18 protein-coding genes are annotated in these 19,975 nt (G+C 63.8%); 9 read left to right on the forward strand and 9 right to left on the reverse strand.

What is annotated here, in order from left to right:
• Position 1 precedes the first annotated feature (1 nt).
• The gene (locus SB749_RS00715; RefSeq protein ID WP_410708531.1) at positions 2 to 838 is read left to right on the forward strand and encodes a MetQ/NlpA family ABC transporter substrate-binding protein; all 837 of its coding nucleotides are present in this window, start codon (positions 2 to 4) and stop codon (positions 836 to 838) included.
• A gap of 104 nt (positions 839 to 942) precedes the next feature.
• Here the strand turns inward: SB749_RS00715 and SB749_RS00720 are convergent, their stop codons facing one another.
• Positions 943 to 1,842, reverse strand: a complete 900-nt coding sequence (locus SB749_RS00720; RefSeq protein ID WP_370036514.1) for a serine hydrolase — start codon at positions 1,840 to 1,842, stop codon at positions 943 to 945.
• Positions 1,843 to 1,850: 8 nt separating this feature from the next.
• Positions 1,851 to 2,834, reverse strand: a complete 984-nt coding sequence (locus tag SB749_RS00725; RefSeq protein ID WP_410708533.1) for a LysR family transcriptional regulator — start codon at positions 2,832 to 2,834, stop codon at positions 1,851 to 1,853.
• Positions 2,835 to 3,009: 175 nt separating this feature from the next.
• Between SB749_RS00725 and bla the strand changes: the two genes are divergently transcribed.
• The 3 genes from bla (at position 3,010) to SB749_RS00740 (ending at position 5,451) form a co-directional block, all read left to right on the forward strand.
• A complete protein-coding gene (gene bla / locus SB749_RS00730; protein ID WP_410708534.1) occupies positions 3,010 to 3,942 on the forward strand; it encodes a class A beta-lactamase in 933 nt (310 codons plus the stop codon).
• Positions 3,943 to 4,119: 177 nt separating this feature from the next.
• Entirely contained in the window at positions 4,120 to 4,902 is a 783-nt protein-coding gene (locus SB749_RS00735) for an NAD(P)-binding domain-containing protein (RefSeq protein ID WP_410708535.1), read from the forward strand.
• A gap of 81 nt (positions 4,903 to 4,983) precedes the next feature.
• Complete coding sequence (locus SB749_RS00740) at positions 4,984 to 5,451, forward strand: SRPBCC family protein (protein ID WP_410708536.1); 468 nt, start codon at positions 4,984 to 4,986, stop codon at positions 5,449 to 5,451.
• Positions 5,452 to 5,575: 124 nt separating this feature from the next.
• On the opposite strand, the gene SB749_RS00745 is transcribed toward SB749_RS00740, so the two are convergent.
• Entirely contained in the window at positions 5,576 to 7,282 is a 1,707-nt protein-coding gene (locus SB749_RS00745) for a formate--tetrahydrofolate ligase (RefSeq protein WP_410708537.1), read from the reverse strand.
• A 146-nt stretch (positions 7,283 to 7,428) separates the two neighbouring features.
• Positions 7,429 to 7,791, reverse strand: coding sequence for a MerR family transcriptional regulator (locus SB749_RS00750; protein WP_410708538.1), 363 nt, complete (start codon positions 7,789 to 7,791; stop codon positions 7,429 to 7,431).
• A gap of 54 nt (positions 7,792 to 7,845) precedes the next feature.
• Here SB749_RS00750 and SB749_RS00755 point away from each other — a divergent pair, with 54 nt between their 5' ends.
• Together SB749_RS00755 and SB749_RS00760 are read left to right on the forward strand one after the other, a co-directional pair.
• A complete protein-coding gene (locus SB749_RS00755; RefSeq protein ID WP_410708539.1) occupies positions 7,846 to 8,829 on the forward strand; it encodes an alpha/beta fold hydrolase in 984 nt (327 codons plus the stop codon).
• A 25-nt stretch (positions 8,830 to 8,854) separates the two neighbouring features.
• Entirely contained in the window at positions 8,855 to 9,604 is a 750-nt protein-coding gene (locus SB749_RS00760) for a class I SAM-dependent methyltransferase (protein WP_410708540.1), read from the forward strand.
• A gap of 20 nt (positions 9,605 to 9,624) precedes the next feature.
• Here SB749_RS00760 and SB749_RS00765 read toward each other — a convergent pair whose 3' ends face one another.
• Both SB749_RS00765 and SB749_RS00770 read right to left on the reverse strand, forming a co-directional pair.
• On the reverse strand, positions 9,625 to 10,770 hold the full coding sequence (locus SB749_RS00765; RefSeq protein ID WP_410708541.1) for an FAD-dependent oxidoreductase: 1,146 nt from the start codon (positions 10,768 to 10,770) through the stop codon (positions 9,625 to 9,627).
• Between the two features lie 51 nt (positions 10,771 to 10,821).
• Positions 10,822 to 11,430 (reverse strand): CueP family metal-binding protein, encoded by a 609-nt coding sequence (locus tag SB749_RS00770; RefSeq protein WP_410708542.1) that lies wholly within the window; start codon positions 11,428 to 11,430, stop codon positions 10,822 to 10,824.
• A 171-nt stretch (positions 11,431 to 11,601) separates the two neighbouring features.
• Here SB749_RS00770 and SB749_RS00775 point away from each other — a divergent pair, with 171 nt between their 5' ends.
• A complete protein-coding gene (locus tag SB749_RS00775) occupies positions 11,602 to 12,246 on the forward strand; it encodes a YdhK family protein (protein ID WP_410708543.1) in 645 nt (214 codons plus the stop codon).
• Between the two features lie 9 nt (positions 12,247 to 12,255).
• Here the strand turns inward: SB749_RS00775 and SB749_RS00780 are convergent, their stop codons facing one another.
• Positions 12,256 to 13,053, reverse strand: coding sequence for a DUF3626 domain-containing protein (locus SB749_RS00780; protein WP_369864455.1), 798 nt, complete (start codon positions 13,051 to 13,053; stop codon positions 12,256 to 12,258).
• Between the two features lie 83 nt (positions 13,054 to 13,136).
• On the reverse strand, positions 13,137 to 14,132 hold the full coding sequence (gene galE / locus SB749_RS00785; protein ID WP_410708544.1) for a UDP-glucose 4-epimerase GalE: 996 nt from the start codon (positions 14,130 to 14,132) through the stop codon (positions 13,137 to 13,139).
• A 249-nt stretch (positions 14,133 to 14,381) separates the two neighbouring features.
• Here galE and SB749_RS00790 point away from each other — a divergent pair, with 249 nt between their 5' ends.
• Entirely contained in the window at positions 14,382 to 14,906 is a 525-nt protein-coding gene (locus tag SB749_RS00790; RefSeq protein ID WP_025779292.1) for a Dps family protein, read from the forward strand.
• Between the two features lie 96 nt (positions 14,907 to 15,002).
• Here the strand turns inward: SB749_RS00790 and lhgO are convergent, their stop codons facing one another.
• Positions 15,003 to 16,217, reverse strand: a complete 1,215-nt coding sequence (gene lhgO, locus SB749_RS00795; protein WP_410708545.1) for an L-2-hydroxyglutarate oxidase — start codon at positions 16,215 to 16,217, stop codon at positions 15,003 to 15,005.
• Positions 16,218 to 16,693: 476 nt separating this feature from the next.
• Between lhgO and SB749_RS00800 the strand changes: the two genes are divergently transcribed.
• On the forward strand, positions 16,694 to 19,879 hold the full coding sequence (locus SB749_RS00800; protein WP_410708546.1) for a choice-of-anchor G family protein: 3,186 nt from the start codon (positions 16,694 to 16,696) through the stop codon (positions 19,877 to 19,879).
• The last annotated feature ends 96 nt before the right edge of the window (positions 19,880 to 19,975 follow it).

A 19,975-nucleotide genomic window follows, 5' to 3' on the forward strand; every position in this document is an offset into this window, starting at 1 on the left:
CATGAAGACCAAGCTCATTGCGATCGCGACCAGCGCGACTCTGCTGCTCTCGGGCTGCGGACTCGTCGGCGGCGGCACCGATTCCGTCGGTGAGAAGGACGGCGACATCACGAAGCTCACCGTGGGTGCGACCCCGGTGCCGCAGGGCGACATCCTGCGCTACGTGGATGAGAACCTCGCCGAGGATGCCGGCCTCGACATCGAGGTCACCGAGTACACGGACTACACCCTGCCGAACAAGGCGCTCAACGACGGCGACATCGACGCGAACTACTTCCAGCACAAGCCGTACCTCGATTCCGAGGTCGAGGGCCAGGGTTACGAGATCACCGGGTTCAAGCCCATCAACCTCGAGCCCTTCGCGCTGTTCTCGAAGAGCTTCAAGGACGTCAAGGACATCCCGAAGAACGCGAAGATCGGCATCAACAACGATCCGTCGAACCAGGGTCGCGCGCTGAAGATGCTCGAAGACGCGAAGCTCATCACCCTCAAGGACGGCGTGGACGCGGTCGACGCGAAGCTCTCCGACGTCGAGGACAACCCGAAGAACGTGAAGTTCGTCGAGGCCGACGCCGCGCAGCTGGCACGCACCCTCGAAGACGTCGATGCTTCGGTCATCAACGGCAACAATGCCCTGGAGGCCGGACTGAGCCCGGCCAAGGACGGCATCCTGCTGGAGAAGGCCGAGGACAACCCCTACGGCAACTTCCTCGCAGTGCGCACGCAGAACAAGGACGACGAGAACATCAAGAAGCTCGACGAGCTGCTCCACTCCCCCGAGGTGAAGAAGTTCATCGAGAAGAAGTGGGCCGACGGCTCCGTCCTCCCCTCCTTCTGACCTCAATTGCTACCTGACGGCGGCTCAGCAACCTCGCGCGAGGTTGCTGAGCCGCCGTCAGGTAGTTCTGGGCGGGAAAGAGTGTCTGCGGACCGACGTTCCCCTCACCTCAGCAGATCGTGGAGGGCACGGGCAGCGGCACCGAGAGCCGCCTCGGCGGCTGGCTGCACGGCAGCAGGATTGCTCGATTCGCTGAGCACGACAACCGCGATCGACTGACCGTCTGCGTGGTCGACGACGCCGATCTCGTGTCTGAGGTGGAGCAGTGTGCCAGTCTTCGACGACCACTGAGCCGAATCAGACATCAGGTCAGGGGCGATGCGGTGACGCACGACGTTTCCGGACATGAGTTCCCGCAGCCGTGCGGCGACGCCGGGATCAACACGTTCGGGCCGCCACAACTCAGCAAGTAGGTCCATCAGGCTGCGGGCGGTGCCGGAGTTGGCCCGGGAGACATCAAGCTGCCAGATCCGATGCCCGTCTCCGTGGGGAGGCCGCGTCTGTGCGAGATCGTACGCGAGATGTGCTTCAGACCGGTCGAGGCTCTCCAACGGGGTCGACTCCAATGCGTCGAGCCGGTGTCGGACATCCATGCCACGCAGCCCCATATCCTCGAGATCTCTCTGGACATCGCGCGCAGGAACGATGTCGAGCAGAGCGTCGGCGGCAGTATTGTCACTGAAGCATACGGCTAGAGTGAGCAGATCCTCGACTGCGATCCGTGCCGGATGCCGAAATCGTGCCGCGCCCGTCGGGCTCGCAGTGTCGGTCGCAGCAGGTTCGACCCGAATCTGTTCGTCGGCAGCGAGCTCACCCGCCTTAATTCGGTTGAGCACCGCCAGGGCGATGGGCACCTTGACCAATGAGGCCAACGGCACCGCCCCTTCGGGCGACAGTACGACTTCTGCGTGCGAGTCGAGATCGCGTGCGATGATCCGGGCGCGCAAGCCCGCGCTCTCAAGCTCCGCACCGACCGCTTCGACGACCTTCTTCCGCTCGCTCAATCCATTCCTCACGTCGATCGTCCGATTCCCGATCCCCTCGCCGAGGCGGCTCTATTCGTCGTCGTGTGTGTCCTCACAGCCGCCGAGCCTGGCTGTCTCAAGCCTGCGAGGCTCGAACCGCCGAGGCAATCTGCGAATTCCTCGGCGAAGTCGGCAAACAGTGCGATGTCTTCGTCCGAGCCGGCCGTCAATGTATAGCCCCGAGAGATGACCGGATCGATGAGCGGCACCCAGGGAAGGTCCAGGTCCGCGGCTTCCGCTTCGCTGCAGAGCAGCAGATCACCGTCGCTGAGGACTCCCGCGACCGCGTCAGGGCCTGAGGTGTCCACGATGACCTGGTACGGGAGCAGACCTGCGGTCTCGGCGGACCGACGGATCCGGTCGCGGATGTGCGGGACGTTGTCCTCGCTCGACACTCGCAAACATCGACCTGCGAGTTCGAGGGGATAACCGGGAACCCGCGCACGGGATCTCCGCAAGTCAGCGATCCGCACCGGAGCCCTAAGCTGGGAGCGATGAGCACATCCCAATGGGACGGCCCATGTGCCTTCGTCTACAGGAACGGTCTGCAGGGACGCGCGCACTCGTCTCCCAGCGAGTTCGTCGACTCGTCGGCCCGGCGCTCCCGGGTGGAAGTCGACCCGCAGCCCCCGGTCCTTCATCGAAGCCGCCAAAACCGCAAGGTTTCGTGTGGAGCAGTTCATCGGAACTGCGAGAGAGACCGGCCGCAGTTTCGCTCGGTCAGCTCCGAGCAGCATCTCGTCGGCCAGCTCGACGAGACGCGAAGCCGGGACGAGCATGTCGCGGCCGAACGGCGTAAGACTCACTCCTCGCCCGGTCCGCTCGAGAAGCCGTGCACCGAGCTGCTTCTCGAGCCCGGCGATGCGCCGGCTGGCCACGGGCTGCGGGATCCCAGCGGCCGCAGCGCCGAGTGTCATGCTGCCGAGTTCGCTGACAGCGGTGAATGTTCGACAGGCGTCTACCAGGTCCATCACCTCATGGTATGCGCGATCGGCATGAGAGCGGACGTTTCAGTCTTCGACTGTATGGCGGATGCGGACAAGACTGTTTCAACAGCAAGCATCACAAGCAAGTCGAACGGGAGATGGTGCTTGCCCGAAGATCTACTTCAGATGGCCTCCCGCAGGGAGAGAACGGAACGATTCGATGACCACACAAACTCTGCAGCTTCTCGCTTTGTCAACATTGACCGCTGTGACACTAGCCGCCTGTGCTCCGAGTGAAACTCAGTCGTCTGACCGATCCAGCAATCAGGCCGAAACCTCAACCAGCTCAAAAGACGTCACCGACAACCAACAGGTCAAAGACCAGCTCAAACGCCTCGAAGACCGCTACGACGCGAGAGTCGGAGTCAGCGCGCTCGATACCGAGTCCGGCGAATCAGTTGACCACCGTGCAGACGAGCGCTTCGGCTTCGCTTCCTCGCTCAAGGTCTTCGCCGTCGCCGAACTCCTCGATCGCACGACGCCGAAAGAGCTTGAGAAGAACGTGCCCTGGACTCAGGCCGATGTCGATGAGGCCGGATGGACACCGGTGACGGAGAAGCACGTCGACGACGGGCTGCCACTGGAAGATGTGGCCGAGAGCGCGCTGAGGGTCAGCGACAACCTGGCGATGAACATTGTGCTTGATGAGCTTGGCGGACCAGAGGCTCTCGACGACGCCATGGAGAAGGACGGTGACTCGACGACCGAGGTCACCGACGAAGAGCCGGAGCTCAACGACGTCGAAGAGGGCAGCAGGGACAACACCACCACCCCGGCCGCATTCACCGCCAGCCTGCAGGGCCTTCTCGATGCGAAGCGACTCTCGGACGATGATCGCAGGGTGCTTCTCGACTGGATGTCGGCAAATGAGACGGGCGATCCCCTCATCCGCGCCGGCGCTCCCGAAGGCTGGGTGGTCAGAGACAAATCGGGACACTCGGACGCCATTCAGAACGACATCGCAGTGGTGACACCTCCTGATCGCGAACCCATCGTCATCTCCGTGATGACAGAAACCGACGACCCCGAATCTGAGGACGGACCGGCCCTGGTCGCCGCCGTCGCCGAGGCGGTCCTCGCCGAATTCGAGTGAATCCGCCCCGCTCGAATTACTATCCGACGGCGGCTCAGATACCTCGCGCGAGGTATCTGAGCCGCCGTCGGGTTGTTTGGACGCACGGCAGCTCACCTCCCTTTCGAGGTCCCCGCACCCGGACCATTGAGTCAATGACACAATGCGAACAGGGACACGCCACTCAAGGAGGAGCACATGACACGCATCGGATTCATCGGAGTCGGAGAGATCGCCTCGGCGATGGTCGAAGGCCTTGCAGACAGCGAGGCGAAAGCCGACCTCCAGATCTTCCTCTCCCCACGCAATGCCGACCGTGCAGCGAAACTCAGTGAGTCCATCGAGTCTGCCACGGTCTGTCGGAGCAATCAGGACGTCGTCGACCGCAGCGACCTCATCGTCCTCGCGGTCCTGCCGCAGCAGACCGACGCAGTCCTGGACGAGCTCGACATCCCGGCAGAGAAGACCCTGGTCAGCGCCGTTGCCGGCGCCTCAACGATCACGCTCAAGGCCAACCTTCCGCATTCCCCGACGATCGTGCGCGTCATCCCTCTGCCCGCCGTCCGCGAGCGCAAGGGAGTCACCGCTGTGTACCCGGCCAACGACGCGGTCGAAGAGCTGCTGAACCACCTCGGCGGATCGGTGACCGCGGCCGATGAGACGATGTTCTCCACGCTCTCGGCCGTGACCGCGACGATGTCGGCGCACTTCGCGTTCCTCCAGACGATCACGGCATGGCTCGTCAACCGCGGCTGGGACCAGGCGGATGCCGATCACTTCATCCGCGGTCAGTTCGTCGGTCTCGGTACCACTCTCGCCCAGACCACCGACCCCATCGACGACCTGGTCGCAGCTCACGAAACCCCGGGCGGCCTCAACGAAATGCTCAATAACGAGTGGATGGACAAGGCCAACCGCAAGTCCCTGGCATCCGCTCTCGACGCCGTTTTCGATCGCGTCACAGGAAGCGCCGGCGACTGACTGCGGACCGGTCGAAGTACTTGCGCGACCAACGATTGAGAGATCGCCCGCGCGCGTCCGGAGGTCGCTAGGATGACCGGCATGACTGAGTCTCTCACCTTCGCAGATTCCATCCACATCAGCGCCGACCCCATGACGGTCTACTGGACTGTTGCGGACGTGACTCGGACTGGAGAGTGGTCGCCGATCTGCCGAGAGTGCTGGTGGGACGAAGGCGATGGTCCACGAGTAGGAGCTTGGTTCACCGGGCGCAACGTCACCCCTGACCGTGAGTGGCAGACTCGCAGTCGTGTAGTCGTCGCCGACGAAGGGCGGGCTTTCGGATGGAACGTGGGACCCGGCCGAGTCAACTGGACCTACAGTATGCGGGATGCGGATGGAGGCACACTGCTCACCGAATTATGGGAGTTCCTGTCGGAGGGGCAGGAGTTCTTCGCAGAGAAGTACGGTGCACGGGCATCCGAGGAGATCGCCGCACGGACAGCATCTGCGCAGACCGGCATTCCCGAGACCCTCGCTGCGATCAAGCAGGTCGTCGAAGCACGCTAGGGCAGAGGCAGACGGAGCAACCACAGAACTGGCTGCCCGCCCCGATTGACCCCTATTGCTACCCGGCGGCGGCTGAGCAACCTGGCGCGAGGTTGCTGAGCCGCCGTCGGGTAGTAATTAGCTCTTAGAAGAGGCCGGTGATGTTGCCGTCCTCGGTGACGTCGATCTTCAGCGCTGAGGGTTCGCGCGGCAGGCCCGGCATCGTCATGATGTCGCCGGCGATGACGACGATGAACCCGGCTCCGGCCGACAGCCGCACATCCTTGATCTCGATGACGTGGTCGGTCGGCGCCCCGCGCAGGCTCGCGTCCGTCGACAGCGAGTACTGGGTCTTCGCGATGCACACGGGCGCATCGGCGTAGCCTTCATCGGTGAACTGACGCAGCTTCCGGTTCACCTTGGCCGGCAAGTCGACATCTTTGGCCTGGTAGATCCGCTGCGCGATCGTGCGGATCTTGTCCTCCAGCGGCCGCTCCAACTCGTACGAATACCTCGCCGAGGCGGCCGGATCCTGCGGTGCCCCGCTCGCAGCCTCGACGACCGCCTCCGCCAGAGCCAAAGCGCCCTTGCCGCCGTCGGCCCAGTGCGTGGACTCCACGGCCGCAACTCCAAGACCATCCAAATGCTTGATCGCCGCAGCCATCTCTTCGTCGGTGTCCGTGGGGAATCGGTTGAAGCACACGACCGGGGTCAGTCCGTAGATCTCGCGCAGGTTCCGACAGTGCAGCTCGAGATTGCTCATCCCCTCCAAAACTGCCGCCACATCGGGAGAGTTGACGTCGGCCACGTCGACTCCCCCGTGGTACTTCAGGGCCCGCAGGGTCGCGACGATGACCACGGCTGAGGGCCAGATCCCGGCGGTGCGGCACTTGATGTCGAGGAACTTCTCGGCTCCGAGGTCGGCACCGAAACCGGCCTCCGTGACCACCCAGTCCCCCAGCGCCAGCCCGGCCTTGGTAGCCAAGAGACTGTTGCAGCCGTGGGCGATGTTCGCGAACGGTCCGCCGTGAATGAACGCCGGCGAATGTTCCAAGGACTGCACGAGGTTCGGCGCCAGAGCGTTGCGCAGCAGCGCGGTCATGGCGCCCGCTGCCCCGATGTCCGCAACTGTGATCGGCTCCCGCCCCCGACTGTGGGCGAGCACGATCCGTCCCAGCCGTTCCTTGAGATCAGCCAACGAGGTGGCCAGGCAGAACACCGCCATGACCTCGCTGGCGACGACGATGTCGAAGGCGTCCTCGCGGGGCACTCCCCCGTTGAGTCCGCCGAGTCCGACGACAACTCCCCGCAGTGCTCGATCGTTGAGGTCGACGACGCGGCGGAGATGGATGCGCCGCGGGTCGACGTCGAGGTCGTTGCCGAAGTGGATGTGGTTATCGAGCATGGTCGCGGCGAGGTTGTTCGCCGCCGCGATGGCCGCGAAGTCGCCGGTGAAGTGGAGGTTGATATCTTCCATCGGCACGACCTGTGCGTATCCGCCGCCGGCCGCCCCGCCCTTCATTCCGAAGACCGGGCCCATGCTCGGCTCCCGCAGCGCGAGCACGGCCTTGCCGACCTCGGGTTTCGACCGTGCGAGTTCGTTGAGTCCGTCGGCCAGGCCGATGCTCGTGGTGGTCTTTCCCTCCCCTGCCGGGGTCGGGCTCATGGCGGTGACGAGGATGAGCCTGCCGTCTGTGGCGTTCTCGGCCGCCCGATCGAGGATGTCGATGGGCACCTTCGCCTTCGTCCATCCGTGGGGAATGATGTCCTTCGCGTCGAGACCCAGCCCAGCGGCGATGTCGACGATGGGATCGAGCTCGGCGCTGAGCGCAATATCCATATCTGTGGTCATAAGGCCATCATGCCCGTTCTGCGAGATTTTGTGACCATCACCGACCCGAGAATTCGCGCAATGCGCACTGAGTTCCGCCCATCGCAACATTCCATCGCCGAGGCGGCGCCACCCCATCACTACGCGCAGTCCCAGCTCGGCCCACCTCACCCCGCATATTCCGAGCACTCCGGACACCGGGTCATGAGGTCGTGCCGGCAGCTGCGGACGTGGAGGAGGAACTTCTCCGCTGAGTCGAGCGAGGTTCGCTGCGCTCGAATCGCCGACAGCCGATCAGCGATCACCTCCGCACGCCCTGCCTCACCGCGATGCAGAATCGCCCGGATCTCGGCGAGGCTCATGCCCACGCTCTGGCATGACAGCACGATCCGGCACCTGCTCAGGTGCTCGGCCGAATAGTCACGGTGCCCGGCCGCTGTCCGGTCCGGCACGACGACGCCTTCGTCCTCCCAGTGCCTGAGTACATGCGCTGCCGTCCCCAGCTGCGCGGCCGCATCCCCGATCTTCATGACTCCATGATGACACCTTGACTTCAGGTCGACCTGAAGTTCTACCGTCGATTCATGACGACGCCCACCGATCGCAGCCCCGCTTTCCGCATATCCACCGACCGCATCACCTTGAGCGACGGCGCCGAGGTGGCCACCACGACCATCTCACCGACCTCCCACGGCAACGTCCATGACCGCCTCGGCGAGGTGATCATCTGCCACGGAACCCCGTGGTCATCCCGCATGTGGCTGCCACTCGCCCGGGACCTCGCGCATACGAACCGCATCCGCCTCTGGGACATGCCCGGATACGGCGAGTCGATTCCCGCCACATCCGACGATTCCATCCCCGATCCCTCCACTACGTCGGCACAGCCGACGGGCAATCCCCTCGCCGAGGCGGCCCCCGCCGTTGATCTCATCACCCAACGTCGTCGACTGGCCGAGCTCATCGACTGTTGGAACGTCTCGAATCCCCATGTCATCGCCCATGACATCGGCGGTGCTGTGGCGCTCGGTGCGCACTTGCTCGAGGGCTGCGATTTCGCGTCGCTGTATCTGCTCGACGTCGTCACTCTCGACCCGTGGGGTTCACCGTTCTTCCGCCTCGTCGCCGAGAACGAAAAGGTCTTCGCCGCCCTCCCGCCTCGCCTCCATCGCGCACTGGTCCGCGAATACATCGCGGGTGCGGCAGCCGCGACAGCCGACGATTCTCCGACAGGCGAAAACCGCTCGAGTCTCAGCGAAGAATGGATCGCCGCACTCAGCGCACCCTGGTGCACTATCGCTGGTCAGTCTGCGTTCTACCAGCAAATCGCCGCGCTGCGTCCCGAGCACACGCCACCCATCGTCGACCGCCTCGGCGAGGTGCGTTGCCCGGTCCGCATCGGGTGGGGTGAGGACGACCCATGGATTCCCGTCGACCAGGCCGACCGTCTCGCCGAGGCGCTTCCCCGCCGTCCACACGTGACCCGATTTCCGCACTCGGGCCACCTCGTCCCGCTCGAAGCACCGCACGATCTGCTCGCCGATGTGACCGCGTGGCTCGACGGGTGAGAGTCGTGTGCGCGAGGATGGAAACATGCGCGCATTCGACGAGCTCGTCACCGAAGCACAGTCCGCCGATGTCACCGGGTGGGGGTTCGGCTGGCTCGATGGGCGCGCCACCGAGGAGCGGCCACCCTGGGGTTACGCAAACCTCCTCGCCAGGCGGCTGTCGACGGCGACCGCGGCCCTCGACATCGACACCGGCGGCGGTGAGGTCGTCGATGAGGCACCGGTTCTGCCGCCGCGCATGGCGGTGACCGAATCGTACCGCCCCAATATCGCTGTGGCCCGTCACCGGCTCGGCCCGCGAGGAGTCGATGTCGTCGAAGCCGACCCGCGCCGATTGCCGTTTGCCAATGGCAGCTTCGACCTCGTCACTTCGCGGCATCCCGTGAGTCCTGCGTGGTCAGAGATCAGCCGTGTGCTCGTCCCCGGCGGCACTTACCTCGCACAGCACGTAGGTCCGGCCTCGGCGTTCGAACTCATCGAGTTCTTCCTCGGACCGCTTCCCGAAAACCGCAAAGCTCGACATCCAAAGACCGAATCGGATGCCGCCGAGGCGGCCGGACTCACGGTCGAAACGCTGACCACCGCACGCTGCCGCATGGAGTTCTACGACGTCGGCGCGGTCGTCTGGATCCTGCGCAAGTGCCCATGGTGGGTGCCCGATTTCGCGGTCGCCGATTACCTTCCGCAGCTGCAAGAGCTCGACACGCAGATGCGCACGGGCGAACCCTTCGTTGCTCATTCGACGCGGCACCTCATCATCGCGTCAAAGCGCTGAACCGCCCCGTCGCCGGCAAGTCACCGAGCAGCAGCGCCCACCCGGAACCGTTCCGGCACACTGCTGGCTCCCGTTGCGAGGTCGGCCGCGAACTCACCGAGCAGCGGCGCAAACTTCGCCCCGTGCCCCGAACAGGCAGACACGATGACCAGGCCATCCACCTCGTCGATGACGAAATCCTCGTTCGGTGTGTTCGTGAACAGACACGTGGTCTCCGCGTACGGTTCCGGAACGAGCCCCGGCAGGTTCCGCTTCGCATAGTCGATCATTCGGGTCCGCATCTCCTCGGTGATCTGTCCGTCCTGGTCGAGCGCCGAACCGATGACCTTCCCGCCGTTGAATTGCGCGAACTTCTGCCCCGCGAAGCCGGCATCCCGCCCGCCGGGCAGTCCGTAGGTGAACATTTCACCGGATTTGTGGATGAACGTCGGCCAGGGTGTGCTCGGCCGTCCGTCTGCGTCGGCATCGCGGTAGGGCATGTGGAAGGCCTGCTCCTGCCGCACTTCGAACCTCGGCAGTGCGTCGAGGAATCCTTGCGGAAGGCCAAGATCGCCGAGGAGGTCGGGCAGCCACCCGCCCGCAGCGACGATCACGCGGTCGCCCTCCACAGATTCCCCCGTCGCCGAGGTGACACTGAAGCCGCCCACGCAACGTCGGGCCACCTCGGTGACCGTCCAATCGGTGAGTATCCGAGCCTGACCGGTGTCCACTGCACGGTCGAGCATGGTCGTCACCGTGGTCTCGGCATCGATGACGCCGGCGTCGGGGTGCCACAGAACTTCGGTATCGAAGGCGAACTGCGGCCACCGTTCTGCGCCCTGTGCCGGATCGAGGACTTCGTATTCGACGCCGACGGCTTCGAAGATCTCGGCGAGGAAATCCGTGTGCCTGGCGTCGCCGAAGTCGAGAGCTCCGGTGCGAGTGATCAGCTCCGTCCCCGATTTCGCCTCGAGGTCGTCCCACAGTTCACGGGCGCGCACCACGAGTTCGGTGTAGAGACGATCGGGATAGGCATACCGGAAGATCCGCGCTGAGCCATGGGAGCTGCCACGGTCGTTGGCCGGGGTATGCCGTTCGAGCACAGTGACGTCCTCGCCGCGCGCGGTCAGTGAGCATGCGGCCGCGGCACCGGCCAAGCCCGCTCCGATGACGATATGGTGGGTCATAGCAGTGCTCCTGTCGAGTGGGTGACGACGGTCGGCCCGGCTTCCTCGTAACTACTTCAACTTGAGGTCGGTCACGCAGGTGGGCCCATCGCTTCTCGTGGAGAAATCGGTCGTACCGGTCTTGCCCTCGGCGGTGACCTCGATGGTACCGGTGATGCCGGACGGCACCCAGAATCCGACGAACCCGTTATCGAAGGTCGTCGTCGACTCATCCACCACTGCTTCGCCCGTCTCTGAGTCTGTGATCACCACATCGACGTCCTTCTCGCTCAACTCGCCCCGACAGGTCGTGAGGCTGTGGTAGGAGCAGTCGTGCGTCTCATCGACGAAAGGAGCGATGGAGACGTAGCTCTTCCCCTCCGGCAGTGCCATCGTCGCCTCTTGCTGTCCATCGGTGAGAACAAGTTCGTCCGGCTGGACCGAGGCCATGAGGTCGGTGGGCCTCTCGTCGACAGGCAGGCGATCGAGTTGATCGATGACTCCTGTGACGTCCTCGTCGGCCAGATCGAGGTCAGCTAGCAGCGTTTCAGCCGAACCCGACTGCACTGCTGCAGACTCTCCTGATTCTGTGGATGCTTCGCTTCCCGTTCCAGAAGCAGAACACCCGGGCAGGGCAAGAACGAAGGCCGCAGCCCCCAACACGAATTGCGTCGTCTTCATATATATCCCCATGTCACTACGGATGCAGAGCACGTATGCCGTCTTGGCAATCATACCCATAAGGGGTATAGGGTGACCGTGGCGGGTCCACGAGATGGGATGCCCTGAAAGGTTCCCATCTGCCGCCGAGCGAATCCGACGCGACCGTCTCACCGAACCAGGAGACCACTCATGAAGAAGCTCAATCCAGCCGCCCGCCTCACTGCGGTCACCGCAGCACTCGGACTGGCTCTGGCAGGCTGCTCAACTGCGAATGACGAGGGCCGCGGATCGGGCGGAGAAGACCCCCACGGCAGCCACGAGTCCGCCTCGAGCGAAACTGGCGGCTCCGAACACGACGACATGGACCACAGCGAATCCGGACACGAATCGGGTGGCCATGAAGGGCACGCCGCCGACGGCGGCGACCCACCGGAGGGCATCAAGAAAGCCGCCGACCCGAAGTTCGATGTCGGCGACACAGTCGTCCTCTCCGCCGACCACATGCCGGGAATGAAGGGCGCCGAGGCAACAGTCTCCGGCGCCTTCGACACCACGACCTACTCAATCAGCTACACGCCGACCGACGGCGGCGACCCGGTCAAGGATCACAAGTGGGTCGTCCACGAAGAGCTCAAGGACCCAGGCAAGGCACCGCTGCAGCAGGGCGACAAGGCCACCGTCAACGCCGATCATATGCCCGGAATGAAGGGTGCCGAGGCGACGATCGACTCAGCGACGGACGAGACCGTCTACATGGTCGATATCAAGACCGATGAGATGGAGATGACGAACCACAAATGGGTCGTCGAAAGCGAGATGAAACCCGCGAAGTAACGGAGTGGTTCACCAGGTCCGACCAAATCGTGCGAGGCAGTGCCAAAGCTTCTTGCTCTGCTGCCCGTCGAGGTCCCACACCCGTCTGGCACGTGCGACATGAATGGGGAGCAACTGGGTTGAGTTCGCCAGCCTCTCGACGATCCGCTGCGCGAGCTCGACCACATCCTGGCCCCGATATTCCGGGTGCGCCGCAATTTCGGCAACCTCGGCGACATAGCCGGGGTGAGTCTCGACAACGAGGCCGCAGCGGCCGGCTCTCTCCACGACCGCATGATCGGCGAAGCTTGGATCGACCACCAATGCTTCAACATCATCGGGCACCTTCACCCCTCCGTGGATATGGGCCTCGATGTAGTGATCGAGACGGTCGACGATGCCGCATCCCTGGGCAGCAGCCTGGTCGGCAGCCCGCTCGTCACGACGATAGTCGGCAATGAGCCTCATCCGGTCAGCCACCCCGAAGAGCTCCGGCTCAAAGGTGCTGTCCGGGTAAGCGAACGTCGCTCGCGCAAGGACCTCCGGACGGAGACGCAGGTAGGCCGACCCGAACCGCGGTGCCGGCCCAAAGGGGTCGCCGTCGAGGTCAAGTGCCCCATAGACCGGTCGGTGGTGCACCTCCACATGGTCATAGGCTCCACCGAAGATTCTCTGCTCCCAGAGCCACCGGTCGCCGCCGGGGAAGGCCGTCAGACCGCCATTGCTCGTGCCTGTGGCGAACTGGGAAAGATACTGTCCCAGCTCGAGAATCGACTCGAGCACCCCAGCCTCAGAGGCGTCATCACCGGGATGGAAATGCAGTGCCACCCGCGCCCCGACCGGCAGCTCGTGCCCTGGCGCGGAACGTGCTCGGACCCAGTGAAGTGCTGTTGCGGCTGGGTCCGATTGCGTCATCGTTCTTGGTTCGGCAACATCCCCGCGGCCTCGACGGCGCTGCGGACGATCTCTTCGAGACCGAACTCGGCCTTCCAACTGAGCAGGGCCGAGATCCGGGTGACGTCGGCGACCAGCGCCGGCGGGTCACCGGCGCGACGCTCGCCCATTTCGGGGACGATGTCACGGCCGGTCACCTCGGCGATGGTGTCGATGACTTCCTTCACCGAGGCGCCGGTCCCGGTGCCGACGTTGAACACGGTCTCCATGGTGTCGCCGGCCTTCATGTAGTCGAGGGCGGCGATATGCGCCTCGGCGAGGTCCTTGACGTGAACGTAATCGCGGATGCACGTGCCGTCAGGGGTGTCGTAGTCGTCGCCGAAGATGATCGGCGCCTTGCCGTCCTTCAGCCGCCCGAGCACGATCGGGATGAGGTTCATGACGGCGGTGTCGGCGAGTTCGCTCCAGCCGGCACCGGCGACGTTGAAGTAGCGCAGCTTCACGGCGTTGAACGTGGTGCCCCGCATCTGCGAGGCGGTGATCTGGTTGTCGATCATCCACTCGCCGATGAGCTTCGTCTGGCCGTACGGGTTGATGGGGCGGCAGTCGAGATCCTCAGGCACCATGTCGACATCGGGCATGCCGTAGGTCGCGGCTGAGGAGGAGAAGACGAGCGATTCGATGCCGGTCGCCTCGACGGCGGCGAGGATGTTCGTCAGTGCCCCGATGTTCTGCCGGTAGTACATGACCGGTTCTTCGACGGACTCGCCGACCTGCTTCTTCGCGGCGAAGTGAATGATCGAGTCCACGCCGTGCTCCTTGATGGCGGACACGAGGCGCTCTTCGGCATCAGCGGCGGCCAGGTCGAGGTTGACCACGGGCAGTCCGTCGACGCGCGCGTCGATGCCGGTGGAGAAGTCGTCGACGACGAGCACCTCGTCGCCGCGTTCGGTGAGCAGCCGCACCACGTGCGACCCGATGTAGCCTGCCCCGCCTGTGACCAGTACTGCCATGCCCGGTCTCTCCTTCATCTCGACGACTCTTCACTGTCAGAATGCTCGGTATCAGAATACGCGCTCAGACTCCGAAGCTCTGATTCGGGCTGAATGCGCGGTGGGAAAACATCGTGCACGAAAACGTTGCATGTCCAGGCCGACCACCAGCTGGCGCTGAGGGGGGGGGTTACGCGTCATCTGCGGCAGCGTTATGGTGATCATAGGCTCCGGGTCAACGTGAAACCGGAGAGAACAGGAGCAGAAATCATGACGCAGTCAGTGACAGTTCCCGACCCCCATGGCTCAGAGAAGACAACCCGCGAGAACGCCGAACGCGGCTTCATCGCCTCCGACGCCCTGACCAAGAACCTCCAAACGGTTCTGGTCGACTTCATCGCTCTGAGCCTGACCGCCAAGCAGGCGCATTGGAATATCGTGGGCACGAACTTCCGAGACCTCCACCTCAACCTCGACGAAGTCACGGACATCGCCCGTGCAGGCAGCGATGAGATCGCTGAACGCATGCGTGCCCTCCACTCCACTCCGGACGGTCGCCCCGCGGTGATCGCCGAACAGACAGGGCTGCCGGAGTTCCCGAACGGAGAGATCAGCACCCACGACGCCATCGACCACATGGTCGCGTCGATCGAGGCAACTGTAGCGTCCATGCGTGACTGCCATGACGAGGTCGACTCGGCGGACCCGACAACTGCCGACATCTTCCACAGCTACATCGCCCAACTCGAGCAGCAGGCCTGGTTCATCAGCGCAGAGACCCGCACACCCAAGTGAGTCGGCGCGACTGAGCAGCCGCTCTGGCATTCGGGCCGCCTCCCCTTCCTCACGGTCGGGCAGGCGGCCCTTCGTCGTCGAGGCCCGCCACCGGCATCATCGCCCGTCGATGATGCCGACGAGGTGTTCGGCAATGGCCAGCGCCGAGGTGGCTCCCGGGGACGGCGCGTTCCTGACGAACATCGTGGCTCCCGCCCGATCGATGACGAAATCATCAACGAGTGTTCCATCCCGATTCATGGCCTGCGCGCGGATCCCGCGGGTGGCGCGGTGACCGTTGGCTCCGGCGAGCGAGGGAACGTAGCGGGCCGCCTCGGCGACGAATCTCTCGATCGAGAGCACCCCGGGTAGCTCACGGGCAGCGGTGGCCATATTGGCTGCTGCGAAGCGCCAGAATCCAGGGTCGGCGGCCACAGCGAGGGAGTCGGGGATGTTGAGGCCGAGGCCTCGGTAGCCTTCGCGGGATAAGGAGAGGAAAGCGTTGGGCCCGATCATCAGTCCGCCGTCGATGCGCCGGGTCACGTGGACGCCGAGGAAAGGATACTTCGGGTCCGGGACGGGGTAGATGAGCCCGTTGACGGCGTCGCTGTATTCATCGTCGAGGATGAAGTACTGACCGAAGAACGGCACCACGGTCGGGGTACGGCTTTCTCCGGAGCGGCCGGCGAGGCGGTCGGATTGGAGGCCCGCGCAGACGACGACGTGGTCGAACTCCTGGGCATCGACCAGGGTGCGGACGATGGCGGAGCCACGGGTGGTGGGTCCGCCTCGTCGATCGATGCTTTTGACCGGGGTGGAGAAACGGACACGGCCGCCATGGGCGCGGAAGTCGGCGACGAGGGCGTCGGTGAGGCCGGGGTAGTCGATGATTGCAGTGTGGGGTGAGTGGAGGGCGGCGAGGCCTTCGGCGTTCGGTTCGATGTCGCGCAGTCCGTCGCGATCGAGCATGGCGATATCGGGGACGCCGTTGGCCAGAGCGCGGTTGTGGATGGCGTGGAGGCGTTCGACTTCTGTCTCGTCGGTGGCAACGACGACCTTGCCGCATTCGTCGAAAGCGACGTTGTGTTCGTTTGCGAAGTCGCGGATGAGGTCGACACCGCGGCGACAGAGCGTGGCTTTGAGGCTGCCCGGCTCGTAGTAGAGACCGGCGTGGACGACTCCGGAATTGTGCCCGATCTGGTGGGCGGCGGGGTGGTCTTCCTTTTCGAAGAGGGTGACGTCGGCGGAGTCGTGGCGGCCCAGGATCTCGCGGGCCACGGCGGCTCCGATGATGCCGGCTCCGACCACTGCCCATCGCGTGCGCTCCGCCATGTCTCAACTCCCTCGTCGATCTCCGTCGTTCCTGCCGTTCGACTCGACTGTAGATACTGACGAAGCGTCCGTTTCGGTCCGTCCACACCATGGAAGCCGTGACCTTGCCGCTGACGGCTTGGTCACGGGTCGACATCGCAGGCAGCTCTTTAAATCTCAATTTGTGACATATGGACGCAGCACAATGACTCGGTCATGACTGGCGCATCTCCCGGAACACTGAATCCACTTGCGATCGTCAGACCTGTGAACTGGCCTTTTGTCGGCTACAGCGCCTGCGAGACCTGACTGACAGGATTTCGCAATGCCCGCCTACATCTACTTCAACGTAACTATAACGACGAGGTAACTTTTCTTGTGATCCACTGATTACTTTTTCATTACTCCGTAACGTTGTGAGGGATCTGTCAGGAAACTGCCCGTTTCCGTCCAGGCCAAGCTTGGAAATGATCAGGATCCGAACGATGTGGAGAACCATGAGAAAACTGAGAGGCCGGCCCGGAACCGGTCGGAAGATCGCGGTGGGGTCCGTCGCCGCAGCGACAGCTGTGGGACTGACGCTGCTGACGACCTCGCCCGGTGCCGCCGATGAACAGAACCCGAACGAAGACTCAGAAGCCTACGGGCAGCTGATTGAGAGTGACCTTCTCGGCGGACAGCTTGCCGATGTCGCATCTGCGTACAGCAGCTCTCCCAACAACACCGATGAGGTCGCGACTCCGCTAGATGTCGAGGCTCTGCAAGCTCTCGATCTCGATCTCGGCAACGGCCTTTCGCTGCCTCTTGTCAGTGAGCCCGGCGGAGATGGGCTGCTCGATCTCGGCGCAGTGGGTGCCCTTAATGCCTTTGGCCATGCCCCTTCGTACGATTCATCGACGGCGAGCGCCGGAGCAGTTGGAGCGGACGGCGCTCTCAACCTCGACCCCGACAATCCCGGTGAATTTGGTAACGCGCAGGTCAATCTGACCGACCTGTTGTCTCAGCTCAACGTCGACGCGCTCTCGGACGAGATCGTCGACCAGCTCTCACTCGAGCTCGGCGCAATGGGCAGCACAGCCACCGCGTCCGGAGACAGCATTGACTCCGAATATGTCGTGGCCGACGCCGAAGTCAACCTGCACAGTCCTCTTGCGGGCAAGGTTTCTGGTCAGCTCGACGACACTTTCACAGGTGTCGGCGACACCGTCGATGCTGCGACCGGATCGGAGGGAGCCCTTGGCCAGATCCTCAGCGATCTTAATATCGAGCTAAGCGCTCTCGGCGTCGGAGTCGCAGTCGAGTCCGGAACCATCGGAGTCGACGGCCTTGACACGGCTCTCGACGACCTCAGCGATGAACTCATCAATGAGCCACTCGTCGACTCAAACGAAATCGTGTCGATCAATCTTGCCACCGGCGAAGTGTCGGTCAATGTGGCAAATGCTGCCGGGGAGAACGGACTGAATGGTCTCGGTCCCAATACACAGCTGCTGGACGAGGCCACGATCACGAACATCACAGAGGCGATCACCGACGCTCTTGGAACACTGACGACGAAGGTCACCGACGGAGTCACCGATGTACTCAACGACACCTCAGTGACTCTGAATCTCAACGCCGAACTCTCGTATTTGGTGAACAGCACAACAGCAGACATCACCGTTGAAACCACACTCGGCCAGCTCGCTGGAACGGACACGGCTACCGACCCGGTCATTGACATCGATGCTGACGGCGGAGTGCTAGACACGATCTTGGGGCTGCTCGGAATCAGCCTCAATGACCTGACGGAAGACTTGGTAGAGCCACTGCTCGATGAGTTGGTCGATACGCTGAGCGGAACCCTGGGCACAGTGATCGAAGATATCGGGACGGACCTGTCGGATAACCTCGATGGACTGATCAATCCAGTTGTTGATGGTCTCGGTGGAGTCTTCGACAACCTCAACCTGATTGCTGACGTGACGATCAACGAACAGCCCACTGAAAAGGATCCGGCGCAGGAGAGCCAAGTCAACGGAAACAACGGTCCTGGTTTCACAGTCAATGCGGTGAGCCTTGAACTGCTCCCCGGAATCAGCGCCGCGGACATCAACCTGGCCTCGTCCTCGGTCCGTGCGACCGCGGACGCACCGGCCCCGGGCGATGACGATGCGAACACCAACGCAGCGGCATCGGCCTCGGCTTCGGCCGACGCCGATGGTGACAACAACCCGGCCGCCCAGGCTGCCTCCGAGGCAGCTGCCGATGACAATGCCGACAACACGGCATCGGCAGCAGCTGACGAGAACGCCGAAGCAGCCGCCGAGTCGGCAGCAACCGAGGACGCATCCTCCGAGGCGTCGGCTGATTCGACAACGGATGAGAATGCTTCGTCGACGGCTGCTTCGCAGGCCGCTGCACAGGCTGACAACTCCGATGACACGAACGCAGAGGCATCGACGGCGTCGGACGCGAACTCCGCTGCCGCTTCTGAGGCCGCTTCCACCGCTGATTCCTCGAACGAGGCCTCCGCAGAGGCAGCAGCCGAGTCTGACGCCAGCGCAGCAGCAGATCCTGATGCCGCGAACGAAGCAGACGCGAATGCCAATGTGAACGCAGCCGCTTCGGCCTCGGCTTCGGCCAACGCCGATGACGAAAGCAACGCTGCAGCTGAGGCAGCAGCAGTAGCAGCTGCCGATGACGATGCCAACAACACGGCATCGGCAGCAGCTAACGAGAACGCCGAAGCAGCCGCAGAGTCGGCAGCCAACGAAGAGGCCTCCTCGGAGACCTCGACGGATGCGACATCGGATCCGAACGCCTCGGCACAGCGGGCAGCCAACGCCGCCGCGAACGCCGACAACTCGGACTCGACGAACGCCGATGCTTCGGCCGCCGCTGATGCCGATCCGGCAGCTGCTGCGTCCGCAGCTTCTACCGCTGATTCCTCCTCGGAAGCTTCTGCCAACGCAGCTGCTGACGCCGACGGTGCTGATGACGGAGCCGCGGCCACCGCTTCGGACGATTCCGATGCGAATGCCAATGTGAACGCTGCCGCATCGGCCTCGGCTTCGGCCAACGCCGATGACAACAGCAACGCAGTCGCAGAGGCAGCCGCCCAGGCAGCAGCCGACAACGATGCCAACAACACGGCATCGGCAGCAGCTGACGAGAACGCCGAAGCAGCCGCAGAGTCCGCCGCCAACGAAGAGGCCTCCTCGGAGACCTCAGCGGATGCGACATCGGATCCGAACGCCTCGGCACAGCAGGCAGCCAACGCAGCCGCAAACGCCGACAACTCGGATGACAGCAATGCACAGGCATCTGCCGCAGCCAACGCCAACGCCGGTGCCGCCGCTTCTGCAGCGTCGACGGCGGACTCCTCCTCCGAGGCGTCCGCTGCAGCAGCGGCAGACGGCGACGAAGCCAACGCATCGTCGGCAGACGACGCGAATGAGGCTTCGGCAGATTCGGATCAGGCCGCATCGGCCAACGCCGGATCGTCGGCCAACGCCGGAACCGGAGCAGACGCCTCAGCTGGCTCGAGCACTAACGCCTCGGGCAATGCCGGTGGAGACCTGCCGCGGACGGGTGCCGATGGCCTCCCGGCCATGGTCGGATTCGCCGCACTGCTCATCGCCGGTGGTGCAGCAGCGGTGTGGGGAACCCGCCGCTACCGCGCCTCGGCTGGCAAGCACTGAGTGCGTGCAACCGAGCAGGTGATCCAGCTCAGCGCTTGAGCTGAAACCGCGAACGGCGGGATCGAAGAGAAATCTTCGATCCCGCCGTTCGACATT

Origin of the sequence: Brevibacterium sp. SIMBA_078 (genome assembly GCF_046534565.1) — a bacterium.
Taxonomy (GTDB): Bacteria; Actinomycetota; Actinomycetes; order Actinomycetales; family Brevibacteriaceae; genus Brevibacterium.